The following is a 23,734-nucleotide window of genomic DNA, read 5'->3' on the forward strand; positions in this document are numbered from 1 at the left end:
CAATCCCCCCCCTATATTGTTAACGCTTACTATTATTCTACCTGAATGAAATAAAGTTCGAAATTATTTCACGCTGATTTGATTGAAAGTACTGCATAAATACCTTATAATCTCGATAAGCTAATAAAAGAACGGAGAAGAAGGCCTCCATCCCGGTAACGAGATGGAGGCCATTTTTCAAAGATTGAAAGGAGGCGATTCCCTTGGGAAGGTGAAGGTATGGAATATATTGCCGCTGCGGAAGAAGACACCAATATAGACAGTAAACACAATTTACGGAGGTGAACCCCTGTATAGGGGGAAAATTTGGACCCATTATTAGCACTTAATTTAGCTTTAGTCGCCTTGTTCATCATTCTGACGGCATTCTTCGTCGGTGCCGAGTTTGCAGTCGTGAAGGTACGTATGTCACGAATCGAGCAGCTCATCGAGGAAGGGAACAAGACCGCCTTAGTCGTACAGAAGCTTGTCCGTGATCTTGATTACTACTTATCTGCTTGTCAGCTTGGAATCACTGTCACTGCACTAGTGCTTGGTGCACTCGGTGAGCCGACTGTCGAGAAGATATTACACCCAGTATTCGAGTACTTCGGTTTATCAGAATCTCTTTCTACCATTCTTTCATTCGCCATTGCCTTTGCGGTCGTGACATTCTTGCACGTCGTTATCGGTGAGCTGGCCCCGAAAACATTGGCTATTCAGTACACAGAAAAGATGACGCTTATCCTGGCGCGTCCGCTGTACTGGTTCGGAAAGCTGATGGCACCCTTCATCTACACACTGAATGGATCTGCACGCGTATTTCTTCGCATGTTCGGCGTCAAACCAGTTGCGCATGAGCAGGCCCACTCCGAAGAGGAACTGAAGATCATCATGGCACAAAGCTTCCAGAGCGGTGAAATCAACAAGACTGAGCTGGATTATATGGAGAATATTTTCACATTCAACGATCGCGTCGTGAAGGATATCCTTGTACCGCGGACACAGGTCATTGCAATCTCTGATACCATGACTCGCCAGGAAATCCAGGAAGTGATGGTCGAGCACCAATATACGCGATATCCTGTTTCGGAAGACGGAGATAAAGATAGGATTTATGGTTTTGTGAACGTCAAAGAAATGCTAACCGACTTCACTTCAAAAGAGGATAAAAAACTTGATGACTTCATTCACCCAATTCCGACAGTGCATGAAGGAACGAGTCTTAATGACACACTGCTGATAATGCAGAAAAAGCGTGTCCATATCGCGCTTGTCGTTGATGAATACGGTGGAACTGCTGGTATCGTGACGATGGAGGATATGCTGGAGGAAATCGTCGGGGAAATCCGTGACGAATTCGATGTCAATGAAAAGCCGGATATCCAAAAAGTTACCGAGAATAAGTACCGTCTCAATGGCCGGGTATTGCTGGAGGAAGTGGAGGAGCAGTTCAACATCCGTTTTGTAAACGAAGCAGAAGTCGATACAATCGGCGGCTGGATGCTCACCAATCTGCGCAATATCGAAGAGCATCGCGTAATTGAAGCTCATGGCTATGATTGGGAAATAACCGAAATGCAAAATCACCAAATCGTTGAAGTGGAAATGCGCAAGCAAACCCAGATTGAACAGCTGGAAGAAAGCATCTCCAATTAAAAAGGCGCCGCCCTGCCTGCAGGGGCGGCGTTTTTTGCTGCTATTGATCCAAATCTACCGTAAATGCTTCATCAAAGAAATACGTATTTGGATTATAGATAGTATACTCTCCATCTAATAGATTTCCTTCCATAACTGCAATTGCATCTTTATTTGCGTGTGAGTGGACACTTTCCTCTAATATTCGAATATGGTCTTCTCCGTTTTTATCTTTGATGATGAAAGGCAGATATTCATTTACCGGGACATCAGTGTGATAGGAGATATATGTTTTGCCATCCTTCACTTCTACTTTGGAAATGGTAATGTCGTGGCTTTTACTTATAGGTAGCTTTGTTTCTCCATTTGGCTGGAATACAGTTGAATTTTCTTTTGTCAATTTGGCGTCCATATCCAATTTATATGGGATAATTTTTAAGGATCCCATTAAAGGATTATTATTCTCAAAGTCGCTCAACATTCTTTCAGTACCGTTTTTACCGACTCCAACTGACCCGCTTAACCAATGTTTTGACTCTCCATGGTTGTCTTCCAGCAGGTAGTCGATTTTGCCGGATTCTTCATGCTGTACGCCTTGCAAGTGAATTCTAATAGGAGTTAGTACTAATTTCTCTACTTTTACATCTGTTCCAAGCTCAGGTAGATTTTTATGCACTTCCACAGTCTTGCTATTATTTGCTGCTTTCTTCGTATCCACTCGAATTGCAAATTGCCATTCCCCTTTTATCTGTGCAGTCTCTTCTTGGCCTAAAGAGGTTGCTTTCATTTGCAGCTCAAATTGTTTTGGCAGATCTGATATGTTGATTTGATTACCTTCTACTAGACTTGCGTCACGATCTATATGTATATCAGCATCACTGACAGTGAATGTCTCTGTATTTAAAGGGAAAGCCACCATACCATCATAAGCTTTCTTATTTTTATCCAGGAACTCACCTGTTTCATTTGAGGGAGAGATGCTCGACTCAAAATCGTCATATACAATTTTGGCTTCTTCCGGGAAGAGGCTTGGTGTTACTGAAAAAGGCTGCTCACTTTCCGCATGATAGGACACCAGTAAGTAATAGCCATCAAAAATCGCATTGGTGATAGATACTTTTACACCATTACTTTCTTGCATGATGTTAGTCTCATTAGCCACTTTCTCAAAATCATCACCTAGTGATAGTTTATTTATAAGCGAATTAGGAACGCCAATACTGCTTGCTAAAGATGGATTCAATTGAATACTCACCAAAGCGATTACGAGAATAGCAGCAGCAACCCATGAGATTGTCGTCTTCTTTCTTCTTCTGTATGGCGTTTTTTCAGGTAGATTCGCCAAAGTATCGTCTATCTTTGCCTGAAGGCGTTCAGGTATTTGATTAGGATACCCCTTCAATTTGCGTTTGAAGTTTTCATCAAATTCATTTGTCATTTTACTGCTCCTTTCTATTTTCGTTTAATTTCTTTTGTAAAAGTTCTCTCGCTTTCGATAATCTGGAGCGAACCGTTCCATCAGGTATGGATAATAATCTTGCAATTTCTTTTGTGGATAGATCCTCATAATAAAAGAGTACGGTGACAATTCTCAGTTTATCCTTGAGTGAATAGAGAGCTTCCTGTAACTCCAGATTTTCATATGTATCCGTATAAGAAACTGCTTCCTGGTTCATGTTTTCTAAATAAACCGTTCTGTTTTTTTTCTTTAACATACTCTTGCATTCATTGATGAGTATTCGAATGAGCCAGGTTCGGAAGTAATCAGCCACTCTTAACTTTCCTATATTTTCATAAGCTCTTAAGATAGTCATCTGAATGGCGTCTTCGACATCGGCTTCATGATGTAATATTCCTTTCGCTACACGATATAAGTTCCGTTTGTTTTCTTGAATCAGTGATGAAAATGCTTCTTTATCACCATTTATTGCTGAAAGTGTTAAATCCATTTTTCTCTCCATTTGCATATCTTTTAAAATTGCTATTTTCACTTCACTGCCTCCTTTCCACATATTAGAGAATCCAATTGGCAAATATGTTCACTTTTTTAACATGGCCTTTTGAAATAAATAGGTAGTAAGATAACGCGTATCCAATAAGAACGAAGATAGTGATGAATGATCATATGATTTGTTATCATTTCACAGTCTGATAAATATATGTTTTGTTCCGCTGACATTAATGTCAGAATCACATATAGTAAACCACTTTCAAGGGACCCTCGCCATCCCGATATATAAATACTTTACTTAGTAGATAATTGTTTTTTTTATTGGAGAGTGAAGCAGGAGTAATAGTTTAATAAATAAGTATAACCATGGTATAGTTAATATTTTTATCGGCAAATCGTTTCCCTTAATCATCAAGATAGTCGATTTTGTGATTCATTAACAATCGTGATGTTAATTATGAAAATTATTAACATTTTGTTGTTGACAATTAACATAAATAAGCATATCATGAACACATAAGATGTTCATGATTAACAAAAGGTGATGTCTAATGCAGCCAAATGAACGCAGAAATGTGATTTTAGAACAATTGAATAAAAATGAGAAAATAGATATTGACGCACTCGCAGCAGAGCTGAATGTATCAGCCATGACGATCCGTCGTGATTTGAACTACCTGGAGGAACAAGAGCAGATCATTCGGACGCTGGGCGGTGCGATCCTGAATAAGCCGCTGGTAATGGAGTCTTCCTTCCAGGCAAAAGAAGGAAAGCATGCTGCAGAGAAGCGCTTGATTGCCAGACGTGCTGTTGAGTTGGTCCAGGAACACTTTACCATCCTGCTTGATTCGGGGACGACGACACTGGAAATCGCAAAGCTATTGAAGCAGAAGCGGAATTTGACAGTCGTAACGAATGACATCAAGATTGCGGCTGAACTGATGGAAAGTGAAGTCAAAGTGATTTTGACTGGCGGAGAGATGCAGAACAATATCGGGGCGCTGTTTGGTCCGCTCACAGAGCAGACATTGCGCAATCTGCATGTGGATTTGTTTTTCCTGGGTGCTCATGCCGTCCATCTTCAAGTCGGTGTGACTGCGCCTACCTTTGAGAAGGCTTCCATCAAGAAATTGATGGTTGAATCAGCGCAAGCGACTTGGCTGGTGGCGGATTCGAGCAAGCTGGATCAGAAGGCGCTGGCTAAGGTTTGTGATTTGGAGGCAATATCCGGTGTCATTTCGGATAGTGGTATAAAGGCTTATCATCCGAGAGAATTACCGGAGCTTTTGGAGGTCGTAGCAGCAGAGGAGGAAGCCTGATGAAGATTGGTGTAATTGCAGATGATCTGACCGGTGGAAATGGAACTGGTGTTAAGCTGACGAAGCTTGGATATGACGTTGCGACGATGGTCTTTTACGACCACCTGCCTTCCTCGGAGCAGATCAATGGGGTGATTGTCGATACGGATAGTCGCTATGTGAAAGAGGAAGTCGCGCATCGTCGGGTGAAAACGGTCGCGGAGAATTTGAAGAAATGGGAGACAGATATTGTCTGTAAGCGGATTGACAGTACAGTCCGCGGAAACATCGGTGTCGAACTTGATACCCTGCTTGATGAGCTGGGACCGCAAGCAGTTGCTGTTGTCGTACCAGCTTATCCGGATTCCGGACGAATCGTGTCCGGCGGGTACTTGCTCGTTCACGGTGTACCGGTTCAGCTTTCGGATGTCGGTAAGGATCCAGTCAAGCCAGTGACAGAATCGCATGTACCGAAGCTGGTAGAAAAACAGAGTAAATACACAGTGGCAGGCATTGGTCTGGAAACAATACTCGCAGGCAAGGAAGCTATCGAGCAAAAGATGCAGGAAGCAATTGATGCAGGTGCCAGAATTCTTGTGCCGGATGTCATCACGAATGAAGACATTGACGCAGTGGCAGGGGCCATGGCTGAGCTGGAAGCTTACCAGATGGTGCCGGCTGATCCTGGTCCGCTGACAGCAGCATTCGCAAGAGCTTTCAGCCGCAAGAGAATGAAGGATAAGAAAATTATCGTCACAGTCGGCAGTGTAACATCAAACAGCTCGAAACAGCTCCAATACTTGATTGACAAGACGAATTTGCGACCTATCTACGTGGACTCTAAGCAGCTGGCGACCGTAGATGGCGTGTGGGATAAAGAAGTCGATCGGGTCATTGCCTTGGCGAAGCAGGAGATGGAGAAACAGGACATCTTACTGATTACGACTGATGCACCGGGTGCTGAGATCCTTGATTTGAAAACGCTCGCAAAGAAGCAAGGTGTGAGTCAGGACGCATTAGCAAAGCGAATTGCTGACGGTTTAGGAAAAATTACGAGAGTAGTGGTGCAAGAAAGCGAGTTTGAAATTGGCGGGTGTTTTTCCAGTGGCGGAGATGTAACCGCTTCACTCTGTTCGATCAGCAGGGCGGAAGGAATTCAGCTGATGGATGAGATCTTGCCGCTAGTTGCTTATGGAAAGTTCATCGGCGGCTATCTGGATGGCATTCCAATCGTGACCAAAGGCGGAACTGCTGGCGGAACGAAGGCGATTTATACGAGTGTGAAATATTTGGAAGCTAAATTTTAAGGAGGAAAACATTATGTCAGAAAGAGCTATTATCGCAATTCCAATGGGAGATCCAGCAGGTATCGGGCCAGAAATCACGATGAAGTCATTAGCAAAGCAAGAAATCTATGATGTGTGCAAACCATTAGTCATCGGCGACACTGCGGTTATTAAAAAAGCGATTGAAATCGTTGATGCGAATCTGGAAGTGAACGAAGTATCTGCACCTTCAGAAGGTAAATATGAACTCGGCACTGTCGATGTAATCAATTTGGATAACATCGATATAGAAAAGCTAGAGTATGGTCAAGTTTCCGCGCAAGGCGGTCAGGGAGCTTTCGAATATATCAAGAAATCAGTTGAGCTTGCGATGGATGGCCAAGTGCAGGCTCTTGCAACAACACCAATCAACAAAGAGTCCTTAAAAGCAGCCAAAGTTCCTTACATCGGACATACAGAAATGCTGGAAGATCTAGCTGGTTCTGATGATCCGCTAACAATGTTCGAAGTGAACGGCATGCGCATCTTCTTCCTTACGCGTCATCTTTCTTTAAAAGATGCTATTGGACAGATGACAAAAGAAAGAGTGCAAGATTACTTGATCCGCTGTGACAAAGCACTTCAACGTCTAGGTGTGCAGACTCGCCGCTTTGCAGTGGCAGGTTTGAACCCGCATAGCGGAGAAGGCGGCTTGTTCGGCTGGGAGGAAGTAGAACAGATCAAACCTGGTATCGAGCTTGCTGTTAAAGATGGCATCGACGCAGTTGGACCTGTTCCTGCTGACTCTGTCTTTTTCCAAGCACTTAACGGTAAGTACGATGCAGTTCTTTCCCTGTACCATGACCAAGGACATATCGCAGCAAAAATGACAGACTTCCATCGTACTGTGTCCATCACAAATGGCCTGCCATTCCTGCGCACATCCGTTGACCACGGGACGGCATTCGATATTGCAGGGAAGAACATTGCGGAAAGCATCAGCATGGAAGAATGCATCAAAGTTGCAGCTCAATACGCACCAAATTTCACACGTACGACGCTGTAAGCAAGACAATATACTGCCAGAAAGGAAGGATACGTTAATCCTTCCTTTCTGGCGGACAACAATGAAAACACTTACAAAGATATTTGGGGGAAATCATCATGCCATTACTGATCATAGCTTTAGGTGTACTATTATTGCTTATCATGATTATGGGTCTCAAGCTCAATACATTTGTGTCCTTGATCATTGTTTCCTTTATCGTTGCATTACTGCTTGGCATGCCGATGTCAGACGTTGTTGGTTCTATTGAAAGCGGTTTAGGCGGAACACTCGGGCATATTGCGCTGATTTTTGGTATGGGTGCCATGCTTGGCCGTCTGATCGCTGATGCTGGTGGTGCCAACCGGATTGCGACTACGCTTATCGATAAATTCGGTGAAAAACGGATTCAATGGGCTGTTCTATTTGCTTCCTTCATCGTTGGTATTGCTTTGTTCCTTGAAGTAACCATTGTCTTGCTTATCCCGATCATCTTCTCCATCGCGAAAGAATTGAAAGTATCCATCGTCCATCTCGGGTTGCCAATGGTTACAGCTGCACTTGCAACCCATGCTTTCCTTCCGCCGCATCCTGGTCCGACTGCAGTTGCTGCGGAATATGGTGCAAATATTGGACTTATGCTGATTTATGGAATCATCGTTGCAATTCCTACCGTAATCCTTGCAGGCATTCTGTATCCTAAACTTGCAAAACGAATCGTTCCGACAGCTTGGACACGCGAGGGCAGTGAATCCTTTGGCGTCGCAAAAACTTTTAAAGAAGAAGAGATGCCAGGTTTCGGCATCAGTGTGTTCACTGCGTTATTTCCAGTTATCCTCATGGCAATCGGTGCTGCTGTGGATATCCTGCAATCGGAACTGGAGTTTGATAACAATCTGTTGATAGATATCATCCGTTTTGTGGGTAACTCCTCTACAGCAATGGTCATCTCTCTATTAGTTGCGATATACACAATGGGGATAAGAAGAAACATCCCAATCAAGAAACTCATGGATTCCTGTGGATCAGCCATCAATGCGCTTGGTATGCTGCTGTTGATCATCGGTGGAGGCGGAGCCTTGAAGCAGGTTCTTATCGATGGTGGTGTTGGTGATTACGTAGCATCCATCTTTGCCGATACATCCATGTCACCAGTGTTCTTCGCTTGGATGGTCGCTGCTATCCTGCGTATCTGCCTTGGCTCTGGTACGGTTGCGACACTGACAACGGCTGGCTTGGTCATTCCGTCCTTGGGAACGATGCCGGATGTGAACCTGGAGTTGGTAGCACTGGCGACAGGAGCAGGCAGTGCGATTGCTTCCCATGTCAATGACGCCGGATTCTGGATGGTAAAAGAATCCCTTGGCATGACATTGAAAGAAGCTTTTGGTACGTATACAGTGCTTTCGACAGTCGTTGCTGTCTCAGGTTTAGTGTTCACAATGATTCTAGATATCTTCATTTAAAACAATAAGAAAACAACACCCCGTCCTTGGCGGGGTGTTGTTTTTATAATATAAACAAAGTGATAATCGCTAAGAATAAGCAATAGATGGAGAAATAAATCAATTTGCCTTTCTTCATGATATCAATGAACCATTTCAGTGCGAAATAAGTGCATACAAGTGAGGCAAGAAATGCCGCGGCATAAGCAATCAAGTTCTCAGAAGTGAAATTCTGGTGGAATAAATCGGGAATCTCAAGGATGCTCGCTCCCAAACTTACGGGAATATAAAGCAAAAAGGAGAACATCAGAGCGGTATCCCGGTTCAATCCGGTCAGCATGGCAGTCACGACGGTTGCTCCGGAGCGGCTGATACCGGGGATGAGCGCAATCGCTTGCCCGAGTCCTATCAATAGAGCTTCTTTCCAGCTCATTTTATGCATATTCTTCGTTCCTTGTATATTTCTGATGAAGAATAAAGATATTGCAGTCAACAGAAGAGCAACGCCGACGGTGAAGGTGCTTTTTAGATTTTCCCCGATAAAGTCATTAAGTAGAAATCCCAGAACAGCAGCTGGTATCGTTCCGATAATGAGATAGAGGACGAGTTTAAAGTCATCTTTCTGTGAATCTTCCCGTTTCCAAAGGTATTGATAAGAGGAAACAGCCAATCTGGTGATTTCTGATTTATATACAAGTATTACAGCTATAAGAGAAGCAGTGTTGACTACCACTTCGAAACTTAAGTCTTCGACACCCAAACCAAGCAGATGCTGTGCAATGATTAAATGTCCGCTTGAACTGATGGGAATCGGTTCAGATATTCCTTGTATGATGCCTAACACGATATATTTCCCCAGCATAATCCAAAAATCCATATTTAAATTCCTCTCTATTATTTATCCAGCTTTGTTTTCTACTTGCCTACGATATAGAAATGTTGATATTTTGTCAATCTTTCATAAGGAAAATAGCGATATTGTTGACAAAATGTCAACAATATCGCTATGCTTGCGGAAGCCGGTAATCTTCTGGCCAATGTTTTGAAATTGGAGTTGCTTTATGTGTTATCTAAGATCAGAGAGCTAGATAAAACATTACTGTTTTTCATCATATGTATCTGTTTATTCGGCTTGATCATGGTATATAGTGCCAGTTACCCGTTGAGTTCTGTTAAATATGACGTATCAACCTATTTTTTCCATCGGCAGTGGATATCTTTTTTAATTGGCCTGTTTGCTATGTCTGGCGGTTTTTTCTTACCTTACAAGCTATACCGCCGATGGAGTCCGCTTCTGGTTATAGGATCAATGCTAGTATTGACGCTTGTCCTCACGCCTTGGTTTGGAGAAGAGCGGAATAATTCCCAGCGTTGGCTGCAGGTTGGTCCTATCGTCCTTCAGCCTGCCGAATTCGTTAAGTTTACGATGGTCGTTTATTTTGCATCTGTTTACGGAAAAAAACAAAAAATACTCACCAGTTTTAAAGATGAAGTACTGCCGCCGCTCTTACTGTTAGGTATGGTATTCCTGCTCATACTCATGCAGCCGGACTTAGGAACTGCTACTTCCATAGCGATCCCCTGCATCTTTATCCTGCTTTGCGCGGGAGTTAAACTGCGTCATCTGCTGGCAATAGCCATGGTCGGCTCTGGCGGTGTCATTTATTTAGCTGTATCCGCACCTTACCGGTTAGCACGTATTTTATCATTCCGGGACCCATTCAGTGATTCTGAGGGAAAAGGCTATCAACTGATCAATGGATACGAAGCCATTGCTTCAGGAGGAGTGTTCGGGAAAGGAATAGGGGGAGGAGTGCAAAAGCTGGGATTTCTTCCTGAAGCCCATACAGACTTTATTATGGCGGTGGTTCTGGAAGAGTTGGGGATATTAGGATTAGTAATAGTGTTCTTCCTATATTTCAGCCTTTTAGTAAAAGGAGTGTACATAGCTTTACGAGCTGAGGATCATTTTGGGACCTTACTTACAATCGGACTTTTGTTTCAGATAATGGTACAAGTAGTCTTTAACTTGGGTGCGGTTTCTGGTCTTTTGCCCATAACAGGGATTCCCTTACCCTTTATAAGTTATGGTGGTTCCTCTTTAATAGTGAATCTGTTTACGATGGGTATTATTTTACAGATATCACGAAAATCCAAACAACATAGTATTTCCCTGGCGGAAAGAAGGTATTAAATATGTTTGTAAAGAGATTACGGTTAGGCGAAATCGATAAGGTAATCGTGACCATATTATGTTTGCTGTGCGGAATCAGTATTTTATTCATTTACAGCACGCAATCCGGAGGTCAATTTGGCAGCCAGAACTTTGCGTTGAGGCAATCCATCAACTATATGATAGGCTTTAGCTTATTGTTATTATTCAGGCTGTTGGATTTGAATCAACTTCGATTACTGGCTTGGCCATTCTATATTGTTTCCGTGTTAGTTTTATTTTTCCTGACAATCGCTCCTGAGTCGATAGCTCCTAACATACTGGGTGCCAAAAGATGGTTCAGCATCCCGCTTGTGGGTTCTGTTCAGCCATCAGAATTTTTCCGGATTGCATTGATTTTATTGGCAGCCAAATTGATATTCGACCATAAGGAGAAATATCCCAACCACGCAATCCAGGAAGATTTGCTGCTCCTAGGCAAGATATTACTGATTGCCATTCCCCCTAGTCTACTAGTTTACCAGCAGCCTGATACAGGTATGGTGATGCTCTATATGTTTGCAATAGCAGCGATGTTAGGAATGATAAAACTAAATAAGATTGTAATGATTATAGGCATCTTGGGACCGTTACTGCTTGTCAGCATAATTGTTTGTTTCTTCCTCTTTAAACCAGAGATAATTTACGAGGAGGTCATACCGAAGCTAAAACCCCATCAACAGGAACGGATTATTGGTTGGCTGGATCCAAGTGATAATCGCAACCAAGCTTTTCAAAGCAGAAGATCTGTCTTGGCAGTTGGAACCGGTGGTCTGACGGGTAAAGGAATAGAAGGAGGGAATGTGTATGTACCCGAGAAGCATACTGATTTCATCTTTGCATCCATTGCGGAAGAAGGCGGGTTTCTTACCGGATCGGCAGTTATTCTTCTCTTCTTCCTTTTGATAGGGAGGGTAATGGAAATAGGATCAAAGACGAGTGATACCTTTGGAACCTATATATGCGCAGGGCTCGCATTAAGTCTGACAATCCAGATCGTACAGAATATCGGTATGGTGGAAGGAATGCTGCCGGTCAAGGGCATATCGCTTCCTTTCTTGACATATGGAGGCAGCTCTCTGTTCTCTAATATGATCCTATTGGGGATAGTCATGTCCGTGCGGAATACATATGCCTATCAGTTTTTTGAAAAAGTGAAAGATTAGACTTCAACAAATGGAAAAAGCCTGCAATGCATTTTGCAGGCTTTTTTTTCGGATTTATTGAGCTAGGTAACCGCCATCCACAACAAGTGTTTCGCCAGTTACAAAATCATTTTCAGTCAAGAATACGATAGCGTGGGCAATTTCGCTCGCTTTACCCAGGCGGCCGATTGGATGTTTTGCTACAAGTCCATCATAGAAGTCTCCAAGCGCTTCTTTGTTTACCATGCCGGATTCCACGAAGCCTGGATTTACCGCATTTACACGGATGCCTTTATCGCCGTATTCAACAGCCAGGGATTTAGTCAATGTGTTGACAGCTCCTTTGCTGGCATTGTAAGAGAATGCGCCAGGCTGTGCAACGAAGCCTAATACAGAGGACGTATTGATGATGACGCCGCCGCCTGATTTCAGCATCTCTTGAATTGCAAATTTGGAAGCTAGGAAGATACCATCTTGGTTGATTGCGATTACTTTACGGTATTCCTCATAAGACAGCTCATGAGTAGCACCCATGCCGCCGATACCGGCATTGTTAACAAGAATATCAACTTGGCCGTAATGTGCTACTGTTTGATCGATCAAGTTTTTAATGGAATCTTCTTCTGCAGCATTGAACTGAATGAATAAAACATCACCGCCAGCGGCTTTCAATCTGTCGGTTTCTCTTTGTCCTGCTTCTGCATTGTAGTCCGCAATGACTACTTTACCGCCTTTATTCGCATAAGCTTCAGCAGTGGCAAGACCAATACCAGATGCTGCTCCAGTTACGATTGCTACTTTTCCTTCGATTGTTGCCATTGTTCTCTACCCCCATTGTATTAGGTAATTTAACCTACAACTTTATGATGAACTTATTGTTGAAACAAGTCAAGAAATTGACACAATCTTAAAAATATCAATAAAAAAGATCACCTGATAGGTGACCCTCGGTTCATTTCATGTACTTATACACAAATGCTTCATAAGGTTGCATGACATGTAATTATCCACATGTGGATAATTGCTGATGACGCAATGCTTATTATCCCAATCATCCACAAATTTGCTGGGGATATCGTATAAAGCAGCTTGATCTGTCATATTCAGCAAAATGGTCCATTCTTCATCATCAAGCCGAAGCAAGTAACTAAAAATTTGATCATGATCATGGAGTATGATTTCGAAATCACGTATACCATGATTGAATTTTCGTTACGCAATCTAATGAGCTTTCGGTAAAACTGCTGGACTGAATCCGGATTGTCCAGTGATTTCTAGATAGTCAGGGGTTGTACGAAGACATTACCGCTTCGCCATCTCCCTTTATAATCGGTGCAAAGCCTCAAAAAGTGTCCCCACGAAATATGAAACGGCATCGATTATTCTTTGGAGTCAGTTTGTGTTGCAGCACGTTTTTTCGCTCTCCGGTATAGTAATGTCCCTGCCAAGCCATAAACTAGGCCGAGCACGAATAAAGCAATCCCTAAATAAAATTTATCGCCAGCCCAAATCATGACACCTATCCCTGCAAGGATACAAAGTAATCCAAGGAAGAGGATGTAAAGGGCGTTCTTCATCAACATAAGTAAACAGCCTCCTAATAAGCGGTTAAACTTGTACTATTATAACAGAAAGCGGCTTTGATTTTTATGTGTTATCTGTTAAACTGGCAGACTTTCCGATAAAATGGTAGTAATACAAACAGCGAGGTGCGATAGCATGCTGAGCTTGGTTCCATTGATGATTGAACGAGTGGGAATCATCCTGATAACTGTTTTCCTTTTTTCACAATTGAAAGCGTTTCGACGATTGATTCTTCATAACCAATCAATGAAAGAGAAAATGCTATTACTGCTGATTTTTGGTTTCTTTGGTGTGTTGAGTAATTATACTGGCGTGGAAATACATGGAGACAGCCGGATGGCCAATACGTGGTTATTGGATATTGAGCCGGATAGTGCGATTGCGAATACAAGGATTCTTGGCGTAACCATTGGCGGGCTGCTTGGCGGTCCTTTTGTCGGATTGGGCATTGGATTGATTGCAGGTGTGCACCGGCTGTTCCTGGGCGGCTTCACAGCAGATGCTTGTGCAATATCCACTGTACTGGCAGGATTGGCAGCGGGCATTCTCGGAAGACGGCGCAAACAGCGGAAGCAGTCGACAGCAGGATATGCCATTCTGATCGGCGTTTCCATGGAGATCATCCAGATGGCATTGATTCTGCTTTTGGCAACCGAGTTGGAACCAGCTTGGCAGCTTGTGCAAATTATCGGAGTGCCCATGATTGTCATTAATGGTATCGGTATGCTTCTGTTCATGCTGATCATCCAAATCATCCTTCGCGAGCAGGAGCGGATGCGAGCGCTGCAAACGAATGCAGCTTTTGCCATTGCTGACCGTACTTTGCCGTACTTCCGCCAAGGCCTGAATACGGATTCCTGTAATAAAGTAGCCGAAATCATGCTGGAATGGACAGAAGCTGATGCAATCGCGATTACTGATAAACAGGGTGTGTTGACTCATGTTGGTGTCGGCTCTGATCATCATGTGCCGACAAATGGTTTCGCCACCGAACTGACAAAGCGTTCGCTTCGCGAAGGTCGTGTGCTGACAGCCAGGTCGCAGGAAGAAATCGTCTGCTCTCATCCGACTTGTCCGCTGCAGGCAGCTGTAGTCCTGCCGCTTCGAGCCGGGGAAGATACAGTAGGGACGCTGAAACTGTATTTTACAAATCCAAATGACCTTACTCGTGTGGAACAGGAGCTGGCAGAAGGGTTGGCTAATCTGTTTTCCACACAGCTCGAGCTTGCAGAAGCTGAGCAGCAGAGCAAACTGCTGAAGGATGCGGAGATTAAAGCCTTGCAAGCACAGGTGCACCCCCATTTTCTATTCAACAGCATTAATACAATATCCATTCTGTGCAGAACAGACCCAAATCAAGCACGCCGCCTGCTGCAGGAGCTTAGCCGCTTTTTCCGCAGCAATTTGCAGGGGGCAAGGCATATGCTGATTCCACTTGAGAAGGAGCTTGAGCATATTAGGGCGTATATCTCGCTGGAGCAAGCAAGATTTCCAGAAAAGTTCACCTTGCAGATGGAGATAGAACCAGGCTTGGAGCAGACGCTCGTTCCGCCATTCCTGCTGCAGCCATTGGTCGAGAATAGTGTAAAGCATGGATTCCGTGATACGGAAGCAGACGGATCAATCATGGTAGGCATCAAAAGAAAAGACCAATATGTCAATATCACTGTGAAAGACAATGGGCACGGAATGGAACAGGATAAGCTGGATCAAGCGGGTCGGCAGACGGTGGATTCGGCGACAGGAACAGGAACAGCACTGATGAACATACGGGAACGTCTGGAAGGTATTTATAATCACGAAGCTAAATTACTTATTACAAGTAAGCAGGACGAAGGCACGACTATCCGTATTCAGCTGCCGAGCAATCAGAAAGGGGAGATACCATATGATGACAGCCTTTATCGTCGAGGATGAGCCTCTCGCTCGAGAGGAGCTTGCCTTCCTATTGGAAAACAGCGGAGAAGTGGAGGTTGTCGGAGAAGGATCGACTTTGACCAAAAGTTATGAGGCTATCCGGAGCGCAGCGCCTGATGTCGTCTTTTTGGACATTGAACTAGCTGAAGGAACTGGATTACTGCTAGCGGAGAAGCTGCAAAATCTGCCAAAGGCTCCTTCTTTTGTATTCGCTACTGCGTATGATGAATATGCATTGCAGGCATTTGAGTTGCATGCAGCCGATTATTTGCTCAAACCATTCGATGAGCAGCGGATCAATCAATGCATACATAAATTGCAGCGGATGATTCCAGCTGCTCCAGAGCAGAAAGTGCCGATGAAGAAGCTTCCCGTGATGGAGGATGAGCGTATTTTCCTTCTGGATATCCAGTCCATTGTCTATATCACAACGCAGGCTGGTAAAACACAGATAAAAACACATCAAAAGCTTTTTCACTTGAATGAGCCACTGGCATCTGTGGAAAAGAAACTGACAGAACCTGCTTTTATGCGAGTCCATCGCAGTTATATCGTTCATCTTGAACATGTGACAGCATTGGAGCCATGGTTCAATTCCACGTATAACCTGGTTTTTGGGGATGGCTCCAAGGTGCCGGTAAGCAGGACTTATGTGAAAGAAGTGAAGGAGCGGTTTGGATTATGAGAGAGCTGTCCGAGGCGATTCAATTGAGAAATGAAGGACACCTGACAGAGGCAAATGAAAGATTGGTTCAGCTCGCTTGTATGTATCCAGATAACGCTGAAGTACAATATCAATGTGCGTGGAGTTTCGACGTGCTTGGACAGGAAGCTGCCGCAGTTCCTTATTATGAGCGGGGAATTGCGCTGGGATTTTCCGGTTGTTGCTTTCTTTCGCTTTTGTACACCGGGTGCGCAGTGGGCAATAAGAACAATTCTCACATTCATACACACGATACGTCCGGGTGAATCCATCTTTATCCTGCTTATGTGAGAGGTGGCTGAAAGTGAGCGTACATTGATTTTTCGGTCATATTCTTGCACCTTATCGTCCAATCTTTCGACAATCTGCATCATTTCTTCGGATGATAAGCTATCCGGATCTTCTCGTTCGATGGACGAATGATTTCTTTTTCTACTAATTCCTTGTATCTCTGGTTCGATTTTTCCACCAATTGTGCACTATATTCCTCGATGGAATTGCGCCAGGCAAATGTAAACTTATTGGCGTTCGTTTCGATCTTCGTACCATCGATGAAAATGGCTTCTTCTTCGATCAGCTTCTCCTCGACAAGCTGACAGTGAAACTGGACAAAACACTGCCGTAAAAGTTCTTTGACGTGCGGGTTAACTCGGAAAAGGTTGATAGTGCGATAGCTCGGTTCATAGTCACATCATACGTATACTATCTTGGAGTAATGCTTCAATTACGACCGGAAAAGACCGATTGCGTATAGGCACATAAAATCACTTTCATCATACGAGGATGGTAAGCAGGATGCCGGTTTCTCGGATGAAGCCATCGAAGGCTTCATCTGGAATACTCTCCACCAACTGATTCACCGTGTAGGCAATATCGTGTTCCGGTAATTTTCTACCATGAAATAGGCAGTCATCTCCAAAAAAACGGAGATGACTGCCTATTTCATTTAATTACTTTACTGGGTTTTGTCCCAGCCCCTTTCCTACGATTAGTCAAGTATCTATTTATCTTTTTAATATAGGTTATAGCCTTTTTTTAGGTATAGGAAATAAACCTCGTTGTATTTATTTTTAAAACGAGGGAGAATTCGTGATATAATGAAATTAGTGGTCCATAGAGACCGTGTGCGAGTAATCGTACAATGTATTATTCTTGATCATGGAATAAATACATTTAAGAAGCTTGTTCATGCAAGCTACCGTGGCAACCTTATCCTTTTTGGGTATTGGTTGCTTTTTTAGTTTGTAATAATAGTCGACAATGTGATTAGGAGCTGCTTTTTGTTGGCGAATCATATTCCGTACAATGAAATAAAGTATTTTCCTGCCCTTAGGGTTCCCGCGTTTATTAATACGGTCTTGCCCGTGATACTTTCCAGATTGATATCTTCGGATATCAATACCTATAAAAGCGTTGACTTTCTTATGATCAGAAAAGCGGGACAAGTCACCAAACTCGCCGATAAAAAGAGCAGCGCTAATTTCACCTATACCAGGGAGACTAACTAGTAACTCGAACTCTGGCAGCTTTTTGGAGCTCTCAATTAGTTGAAAAGAAATTTTCTCTTTCTCTTCTAACAGTTGAAGTAGCTGATTCGCGTAATACTGCACTTTTTGGGTTTGAATACTATTGGGAGATACCGCAGGATAGGATTCCTTGGCGTAATCCATGATTTGAACAGCTTTTTGTTTTGAGCGATTTTCCGAGATCTTCTTCGTGGTACTTTTGGATAGTAAATTCTTAATTTTGGTCTGGCTCGAATCCAAAACAAGTGCCGGATGCGGAAACAAACCGATTAGCGTTAAGGCATATGGTGTAATCCTGCTTTGAGAAAAATTGTTCCAGCTCCGGGAAACTTAACTGAAGGGCATGATGCAGGTACATGCGCATACGCTTTATTTCTTCTTCTACTTCTTGATAGAAACGCGCAAGGTCACGAATCTGGTGATACATATCGGACTGTAGTACTTTTTCTTCCCTGGAATGCAGGTAATGTGCTTGTGCTAATTTGTGCGCATCATTTTTGTCTGTTTTCCAGCTACGAAGCGTTGCCATTTCGAGCTGTTTTTTAGCCGCAAGGGGATTCAACAGACAATAACGCAACTGATTCTTTTGACAGAAGGTTTCCACTGGTTTCGAATAAATGCCAGTGGATTCAAACACAAGAACATGGTCACCAGGGAGATTCCGGATTTCCTCAAGTAAGGTGTTAAAGCCTGTCTGCGTGTGCCTTACTTCTCCTTCAGCTAAACAGATTTCACCCTGATAGATGACTTTATAGCTTTTCCCCATTGATACATCTAAAGCAATTACATACTCCAATTTATATCTCCTCTCACGTATTTTGAAAGGTCTTCACTTTTTCATTTCGATTCCAATTTCCTATACACGAGCTCAAAGGCCCCAACATACTTAAACCTGATTCAGAAATGAAAGTGAAGAAGCTCAGTTTATTATTCGGATTCAATATCCTTGAGGCTGATCGAGCTTTCTTTCACCTCTCACTATACTCCTAAAAAGAAAAATAGTGGGCAAAATCATCCGTCGATGACCTTACCCACTAATCTTAGTATGTTTTTTAATTATTGTGCCGTATAACCGCCATCGACAATCAAGCTGTTGCCAGTCATGTAAGAAGAATCATCAGAAGCCAGGAACAGAACAGCTTTCGCCATTTCCTCTGCTTTTCCGAGGCGTTTCATTGGTGTCATCGTGGAAAGTGTCGCTTTATCGTCTTCCGGGATGATCGGTGTGTCGATGAATCCTGGACACAGTGCATTTACGCGAATGTTTTTGTCCGCATATTCAAGTGCAAGGGAGCGCGTAAGATTTACAACGCCGCCTTTTGCCGCATTATATGCTGCAGATCCTGGTGAGCCGACCCAGCCATACATGGAAGCTGTGTTGACGATATTGCCGCTGCCGTTCAGAAGCATCACGCGAAGCGCTTCGCGGGCAACAAGGAACACACCATCCAAGTCCACATTTACTGTGTTGCGCCATTCTGCATAATCCAATTCATGCGAAGGATGGACACGGCCGATACCGGCATTGTTGAATACGATATCGATTTTGCCGTAAGCAGCAACTGCTTGCTTGAAAAGATTTGCTACTTCTTGTTCACTTGTAATATTCGTTTGGATGAAGACTGCTTCTGCACCATTTGCTTTCAGCTCTTCCTCCACTGCTTTTCCTTTTTCTTCGTTCAAGTCGACTAATACGAGCTTAGCACCTTCTGCTGCGAAAAGACGAGCTGTAGCGGCGCCAATCCCTGATGCTCCCCCTGTAATCAGTGCAACTTTATTTTCTAATTTCCCCATTTTTGTTTCCCCCAGTATAATGGAATAAAATCGGTTACAATTTAATTGTAATACTTTGGACACATATCTCAATCAGTAGCTGAAAAGCAGATGTCTAAGTATTGGACAGATAATCCAATACTGTCCGAAAAAAGGGGGTTTTTTTATGGAACATGAACAGGATTCGACATCTAACCGGCGCAATCGGACAAAAATGCATTTTCGTGAAGCGTTGATCAAACTGATCAAGAAAAAGGGGTATCATGCGGTCACAGTTAAAGATATTGTCGAAGAAGCAGCTTATAACCGAAGTACGTTTTATTTCCATTATCAAGATAAAGCAGAATTAGCAGAAGATCTGCTCGACAGGATGTTTACGGGACTTGAAGAGTCCGCTGGTATCACCTATACCCTAGGAAAAGAAACATTTACAAAAGATCTAAATAATTCCTCATTCTCTATCATCACTTATTTTTATGAAAACAAAAGCTTCTTTGAACTGATTAATTATGAGGACACGCTTCCAAGCATGCATACGCGATTACCGAATGTGATTCGGAAAATTTATAAGGAGCAATTCGAATTCAAAACATTAAATGATTTGCAGGTGAATATGGACTACTTCAAAGTCTATGCAGCGTTAGGTTTTTATGGGCTGATACGCGACTTGATTGCAGAGGATTTCCAAACGCCAAAGGAACAGTTCGCAAAGGACGTTATCGAATTATCACAAACACATATTCAATCAGTTACATATATTGGGCGTTAGGACAAACAGTAGAAAAAAGCTCAGCCTCATCAAATGAAAGGGAGACTGAGCTTTTTTGCATGAACGCCTATCAGACAGGTTTATTTTCTTCTTCTTCCTCTGCTTTCCACCATAATGCATCTTCTGGATTCTCAACAGCTTCTTTATATTCGGATTTGGTGGAGACGGTTGGATAGGACCCTTTCAAGGATTTTCCTGATGTACTCTTGAACAAGAATAGAATCACTAGGAATCCGATAATGCTGACGATTGTCAAATACCATGCAGGTGCTAAGTTATTCCCTGTTTGGTGGACGAGCCATGTGGAAATCAATGGCGTAGTACCACCGAATATGGATACCGAGACATTGAAGGTCACAGATAATGTTCGATATCTGATATCTGTATAAAACATCGTTGGCAGTGATCCTGGCATTGTGCCTTCATAAGTAGCAAGTAACACACCCAGAATGAGAATACCTAACGAAATAAATAGTAAACCATCCAAGTTCACCAAATAAAACGCAAATGCAGATAAGAGGGATAAGCCTCCTAAACCAATTAAGAACACGGTTTTGTTTCCGATCATATCACTGAGCTTACCGAACATCAGAGCCAGCGGAACCATGATTATCATTACAATTGTGATCAGAACAGTTCCGACAGTACTGGATAATCCTACAATCTCATCTAAGTAGGAAGGCATGTAGGATAACAGCATATAGTTTGTCACATTAAAGAACGCTACGGCTACAAAACAAACAAGAATATCTTTTTTGTGGTTCTTTAATATCGAAAGGAAGCTTTCTTCCTCTTGACCATCATCACCTGAAAGATCATTTTCAAAAATCGGTGATTCTTCCAGGCTCTTTCTTAAATACAGCCCGACAAGTCCTAATGGCAAACCGAGTAAAAACGGTATTCTCCAGCCCCATGAAGCCATTTGTTCATCGGACAATGTAATAAAGAGTAAACTGGCGACCAGTGAGGCGAATATATAGCCTGTAAGCGTACCGATTTCCAGTCCGCTTCCCAGAATGTTACGCTTATTATCTGGGGAAGATTCAGCAATATAGACCATTGCACCAGCATATTCACCGCCGGTGGAGAACCCTTGTATAATTCTGGCAATCAAGAGAAGTATCGGCGCCCATACTCCAATTTGATCGTAAGTAGGAAGCAAACCGATAAGCAATGTAGAACAAGCCATTAAAATGATTGTGGTCGTTAAAACGACTTTTCTCCCCAACTTGTCACCTATCCTGCCAAATATAACACCGCCTAGCGGGCGCATTAAGAAGGCAATCGCAAATGTTCCGAAGGTAAATACTAATTTCAATTGATCATTCTGAACGGCAGTAAAGAAATTTTGACTGATGATAACAGCTAAATAGGAATATAAACCAAAATCGAACCATTCCATCGCGTTTCCTACACCTGTAGCAAACACACTTTTCTTCGCTGTTTGGATATCCACAACGTTAATCTTCTTCTTGTTGAATTTCATTTTTTGTCAACTCCATGTTTATACGGTTATACAAGGAAAATACAGTCGAATGGGATAGAAGCAGATTTGATTGATTTCTGTCTGTGTTTTCGCAAGCTGTATTGAATTCAGCAAAGCTATAGGAAGATGTATCCATCATTCGGGGTATAGGGAAATCCTCCACTTTTTTGATTTATTGTTCATCTTCTTCGTATGTGAAGTTATTGTGCACCAAAAGCTTCTTGGCCATACTGCGAAAGCGAAAGAACGAAGCTTAACTGCAATAAGATAATAATTCAACCCAAAAAAGCTTTTCAAATTGATTTGAAAAGGGCCATTTATTTGGTGAAATTATTCAATCTAAATAAATCAATCAGCAAGTAAAGGAGAGATTATCCTTCTTTCCGCCATGATTAGTACATACACCTTTGAACAAACAGCTAGGCTAATGATGACCCTTGTATTTCCGCTCTTTTCGACTTATATTAATTATCCTGATACGCGGCGGTATAAACATCAAATGATACAACTTATCTAATTTGTATGGTAAGCTGTCCTATACCATAGTATTTTTGTGATGTCATCTTTGAATTCAGGATGAAGAAGGACGTATATGCCATTGACTGTAATCGGATGACAAGCACAAATGCAGCAGAACAGACGAAAAAGAGGTGCTGGAATGAGATTCAGTGAATTTGAAGTAGGGCAGCGCTATGAAACAAAATCGATCAAACTATCCAAACAAGATATCATCGACTTCGCACTAGTATACGATCCGCAATATATGCACATAGATGAAGAAAAAGCGAAGCAAGGACGCTTTGGCAATCTGATTGCGTCAGGGATGCAAACGATGAGTGCATCATTCAAGCTGTGGGTCGAGGAAGGAATTTACGGTGAAGAAGTCGTAGCTGGCACCGGTATGAACAATGTCCAATTCATCAAGCCGGTATTCCCCGATGATGAACTGAGGGTGGTCGTGGAAGTGATCGAAACTGTGCCAAAACGTCGCGGCAATGGTATCGTAACGGTACAGCTGACTACATATAATCAAGATGACAGCAAAGTATTTCAAGCTGAACTAAGTGCGCTTATAAATAATTAAATGGAAAAGGAGGCATCTGCTACAGATGTCTCCTTTTAGCTTCCGGTTATTTCATTGGCGGCCTTCTCGAAGCAAATATTCACGGTTCGCTGATTGGAACGAGTCCGATGCATGACGCCAGCTGGAATGGTAAATAGGTCACCAGGCAGTAAGCTGACTGTCCGATCTTCCAGGTCTATGTATAGCTCACCTTCCAGGATGAAGAAAGATTCATCACAATCGTCATGCTTATGCCAATGATATTCCCCATCTATCACAGCGAGACGAACAACATGATCGTTCACCTCACTAACGATTTCATTCATATATAAAGCGGAATCTTTCGTAAGCTGAGCCAATGGCAGCAGCTCAAGCTGGCCAATCGGCTCAGCTATAGTGGAAGAGCGGAATTCACTTTGAAGCAGGCTGAAAAGGAGGACATCCTGAAATTTCCCTTCCCATTTCCGTCCTTGGCGGTTGATGCCCTCTTGGCGGAAGCCTGCACGTTTGACCAATCGCTGGGATGCAATGTTATCGGCATTGACCTTAACCTCGAGCCGGTTCAATTCCAGTCTGTCAAAGCCGATGTGCAATAGTTCGTGCAAGGCAGCCGTCATGAAACCTTGGCGCCAATAAGCGCTGCCCAACTCGAATTCGATTTCGCCTGTCTCATGCAGGAAGTTCAAGCGCTTGAACCCGCATGTGCCAATGACAGTCTGATCATCATGTTTCCGGATAGTATACCTGCTTGCGTGCTTGGTCTGTTCCAACTGCTTGATCCGGGCTTTCACTTCTGACAGTGATAGCAAGATGCTGTACCGCGTCCATTTGGTTACGACAGGATCTGACCAGATTGGAAGCAATGCATGGGCATCCTCCTGGGAGATCGGCTTAAGTAAAACTAATTTATGAGACATTTTTTCCTCCTTCTCGTT

22 protein-coding genes and 1 pseudogene are annotated in these 23,734 nt (G+C 43.0%); 11 read left to right on the forward strand and 12 right to left on the reverse strand.

Annotated features, from left to right (window positions below):
* The first annotated feature begins 306 nt into the window (after nucleotides 1-306).
* Nucleotides 307-1,638: a hemolysin family protein gene (locus tag AB1K91_RS01225; RefSeq protein ID WP_413087510.1), complete on the forward strand. Its 1,332-nt coding sequence runs from the start codon at nucleotides 307-309 to the stop codon at nucleotides 1,636-1,638.
* A 40-nt stretch (nucleotides 1,639-1,678) separates the two neighbouring features.
* Here the strand turns inward: AB1K91_RS01225 and AB1K91_RS01230 are convergent, their stop codons facing one another.
* Together AB1K91_RS01230 and AB1K91_RS01235 are read right to left on the reverse strand one after the other, a co-directional pair.
* Nucleotides 1,679-3,055, reverse strand: coding sequence for a DUF4179 domain-containing protein (locus AB1K91_RS01230; RefSeq protein WP_413087511.1), 1,377 nt, complete (start codon nucleotides 3,053-3,055; stop codon nucleotides 1,679-1,681).
* A gap of 1 nt (nucleotide 3,056) precedes the next feature.
* Nucleotides 3,057-3,608 carry an RNA polymerase sigma factor gene (locus tag AB1K91_RS01235; protein WP_413087512.1) on the reverse strand — a complete coding sequence of 184 codons (552 nt, stop codon included), beginning with the start codon at nucleotides 3,606-3,608 and terminating at the stop codon, nucleotides 3,057-3,059.
* 511 nt (nucleotides 3,609-4,119) lie between these two features.
* Here AB1K91_RS01235 and AB1K91_RS01240 point away from each other — a divergent pair.
* From AB1K91_RS01240 to AB1K91_RS01255, 4 genes are all read left to right on the forward strand, one after another.
* Entirely contained in the window at nucleotides 4,120-4,887 is a 768-nt protein-coding gene (locus tag AB1K91_RS01240; protein ID WP_413087513.1) for a DeoR/GlpR family DNA-binding transcription regulator, read from the forward strand.
* Nucleotides 4,887-6,173, forward strand: a complete 1,287-nt coding sequence (locus tag AB1K91_RS01245) for a four-carbon acid sugar kinase family protein (protein WP_413087514.1) — start codon at nucleotides 4,887-4,889, stop codon at nucleotides 6,171-6,173. The genes AB1K91_RS01240 and AB1K91_RS01245 overlap by 1 nt, the downstream gene beginning before the upstream one ends.
* A 13-nt stretch (nucleotides 6,174-6,186) precedes the next feature.
* Nucleotides 6,187-7,197: a 4-hydroxythreonine-4-phosphate dehydrogenase PdxA gene (pdxA, locus tag AB1K91_RS01250; RefSeq protein WP_413087515.1), complete on the forward strand. Its 1,011-nt coding sequence runs from the start codon at nucleotides 6,187-6,189 to the stop codon at nucleotides 7,195-7,197.
* Nucleotides 7,198-7,295: 98 nt separating this feature from the next.
* Nucleotides 7,296-8,642 carry a gluconate:H+ symporter gene (locus tag AB1K91_RS01255; protein WP_413087516.1) on the forward strand — a complete coding sequence of 449 codons (1,347 nt, stop codon included), beginning with the start codon at nucleotides 7,296-7,298 and terminating at the stop codon, nucleotides 8,640-8,642.
* A 43-nt stretch (nucleotides 8,643-8,685) separates the two neighbouring features.
* On the opposite strand, the gene uppP is transcribed toward AB1K91_RS01255, so the two are convergent.
* Nucleotides 8,686-9,498: an undecaprenyl-diphosphatase UppP gene (uppP, locus tag AB1K91_RS01260; RefSeq protein ID WP_413087517.1), complete on the reverse strand. Its 813-nt coding sequence runs from the start codon at nucleotides 9,496-9,498 to the stop codon at nucleotides 8,686-8,688.
* A 186-nt stretch (nucleotides 9,499-9,684) separates the two neighbouring features.
* On the opposite strand from uppP, the gene ftsW reads away from it, so the two are divergent.
* Both ftsW and AB1K91_RS01270 read left to right on the forward strand, forming a co-directional pair.
* Nucleotides 9,685-10,815 carry a putative lipid II flippase FtsW gene (gene ftsW, locus AB1K91_RS01265; RefSeq protein WP_413087518.1) on the forward strand — a complete coding sequence of 377 codons (1,131 nt, stop codon included), beginning with the start codon at nucleotides 9,685-9,687 and terminating at the stop codon, nucleotides 10,813-10,815.
* 2 nt (nucleotides 10,816-10,817) lie between these two features.
* Nucleotides 10,818-11,999 (forward strand): FtsW/RodA/SpoVE family cell cycle protein, encoded by a 1,182-nt coding sequence (locus AB1K91_RS01270; RefSeq protein WP_413087519.1) that lies wholly within the window; start codon nucleotides 10,818-10,820, stop codon nucleotides 11,997-11,999.
* A gap of 54 nt (nucleotides 12,000-12,053) precedes the next feature.
* On the opposite strand, the gene AB1K91_RS01275 is transcribed toward AB1K91_RS01270, so the two are convergent.
* Nucleotides 12,054-12,797, reverse strand: a complete 744-nt coding sequence (locus tag AB1K91_RS01275; RefSeq protein ID WP_413087520.1) for an SDR family NAD(P)-dependent oxidoreductase — start codon at nucleotides 12,795-12,797, stop codon at nucleotides 12,054-12,056.
* A gap of 560 nt (nucleotides 12,798-13,357) precedes the next feature.
* Nucleotides 13,358-13,561 (reverse strand): hypothetical protein, encoded by a 204-nt coding sequence (locus tag AB1K91_RS01280; protein WP_413087521.1) that lies wholly within the window; start codon nucleotides 13,559-13,561, stop codon nucleotides 13,358-13,360.
* A gap of 136 nt (nucleotides 13,562-13,697) precedes the next feature.
* On the opposite strand from AB1K91_RS01280, the gene AB1K91_RS01285 reads away from it, so the two are divergent.
* Together AB1K91_RS01285 and AB1K91_RS01290 are read left to right on the forward strand one after the other, a co-directional pair.
* Nucleotides 13,698-15,479, forward strand: a complete 1,782-nt coding sequence (locus AB1K91_RS01285; protein WP_413087522.1) for a LytS/YhcK type 5TM receptor domain-containing protein — start codon at nucleotides 13,698-13,700, stop codon at nucleotides 15,477-15,479.
* Entirely contained in the window at nucleotides 15,451-16,164 is a 714-nt protein-coding gene (locus AB1K91_RS01290) for a LytR/AlgR family response regulator transcription factor (protein ID WP_413087523.1), read from the forward strand. The genes AB1K91_RS01285 and AB1K91_RS01290 overlap by 29 nt, the downstream gene beginning before the upstream one ends.
* Here the strand turns inward: AB1K91_RS01290 and AB1K91_RS01295 are convergent.
* From AB1K91_RS01295 to AB1K91_RS01315, 5 genes and pseudogenes are all read right to left on the reverse strand, one after another.
* Nucleotides 16,159-16,431: a transposase gene (locus AB1K91_RS01295; RefSeq protein ID WP_489686326.1), complete on the reverse strand. Its 273-nt coding sequence runs from the start codon at nucleotides 16,429-16,431 to the stop codon at nucleotides 16,159-16,161. The genes AB1K91_RS01290 and AB1K91_RS01295 overlap by 6 nt on opposite strands.
* 68 nt (nucleotides 16,432-16,499) lie before the next feature.
* Nucleotides 16,500-17,123 (reverse strand): annotated as a pseudogene (locus AB1K91_RS01300) (transposase); the annotation flags it as partial.
* 162 nt (nucleotides 17,124-17,285) lie between these two features.
* On the reverse strand, nucleotides 17,286-17,852 hold the full coding sequence (locus AB1K91_RS01305) for a transposase (RefSeq protein WP_413087524.1): 567 nt from the start codon (nucleotides 17,850-17,852) through the stop codon (nucleotides 17,286-17,288).
* 70 nt (nucleotides 17,853-17,922) lie between these two features.
* A complete protein-coding gene (locus AB1K91_RS01310; protein ID WP_413087525.1) occupies nucleotides 17,923-18,504 on the reverse strand; it encodes an IS110 family transposase in 582 nt (193 codons plus the stop codon).
* A gap of 260 nt (nucleotides 18,505-18,764) precedes the next feature.
* Nucleotides 18,765-19,502, reverse strand: coding sequence for an SDR family NAD(P)-dependent oxidoreductase (locus AB1K91_RS01315; protein ID WP_413087526.1), 738 nt, complete (start codon nucleotides 19,500-19,502; stop codon nucleotides 18,765-18,767).
* A gap of 145 nt (nucleotides 19,503-19,647) precedes the next feature.
* On the opposite strand from AB1K91_RS01315, the gene AB1K91_RS01320 reads away from it, so the two are divergent.
* The gene (locus tag AB1K91_RS01320; RefSeq protein WP_413087527.1) at nucleotides 19,648-20,250 is read left to right on the forward strand and encodes a TetR/AcrR family transcriptional regulator; all 603 of its coding nucleotides are present in this window, start codon (nucleotides 19,648-19,650) and stop codon (nucleotides 20,248-20,250) included.
* 70 nt (nucleotides 20,251-20,320) lie between these two features.
* Here AB1K91_RS01320 and AB1K91_RS01325 read toward each other — a convergent pair whose 3' ends face one another.
* Nucleotides 20,321-21,736 carry an MFS transporter gene (locus AB1K91_RS01325; protein ID WP_413087528.1) on the reverse strand — a complete coding sequence of 472 codons (1,416 nt, stop codon included), beginning with the start codon at nucleotides 21,734-21,736 and terminating at the stop codon, nucleotides 20,321-20,323.
* Nucleotides 21,737-22,394: 658 nt separating this feature from the next.
* Between AB1K91_RS01325 and AB1K91_RS01330 the strand changes: the two genes are divergently transcribed.
* The gene (locus AB1K91_RS01330) at nucleotides 22,395-22,820 is read left to right on the forward strand and encodes a MaoC family dehydratase (RefSeq protein ID WP_413087529.1); all 426 of its coding nucleotides are present in this window, start codon (nucleotides 22,395-22,397) and stop codon (nucleotides 22,818-22,820) included.
* A gap of 35 nt (nucleotides 22,821-22,855) precedes the next feature.
* Here the strand turns inward: AB1K91_RS01330 and AB1K91_RS01335 are convergent, their stop codons facing one another.
* Nucleotides 22,856-23,716, reverse strand: a complete 861-nt coding sequence (locus AB1K91_RS01335) for a GNAT family N-acetyltransferase (RefSeq protein ID WP_413087530.1) — start codon at nucleotides 23,714-23,716, stop codon at nucleotides 22,856-22,858.
* Nucleotides 23,717-23,734 lie beyond the last annotated feature (18 nt).

The organism is Terribacillus jepli (assembly GCF_047228925.1).
GTDB lineage: Bacteria > Bacillota > Bacilli > Bacillales > Amphibacillaceae > Terribacillus.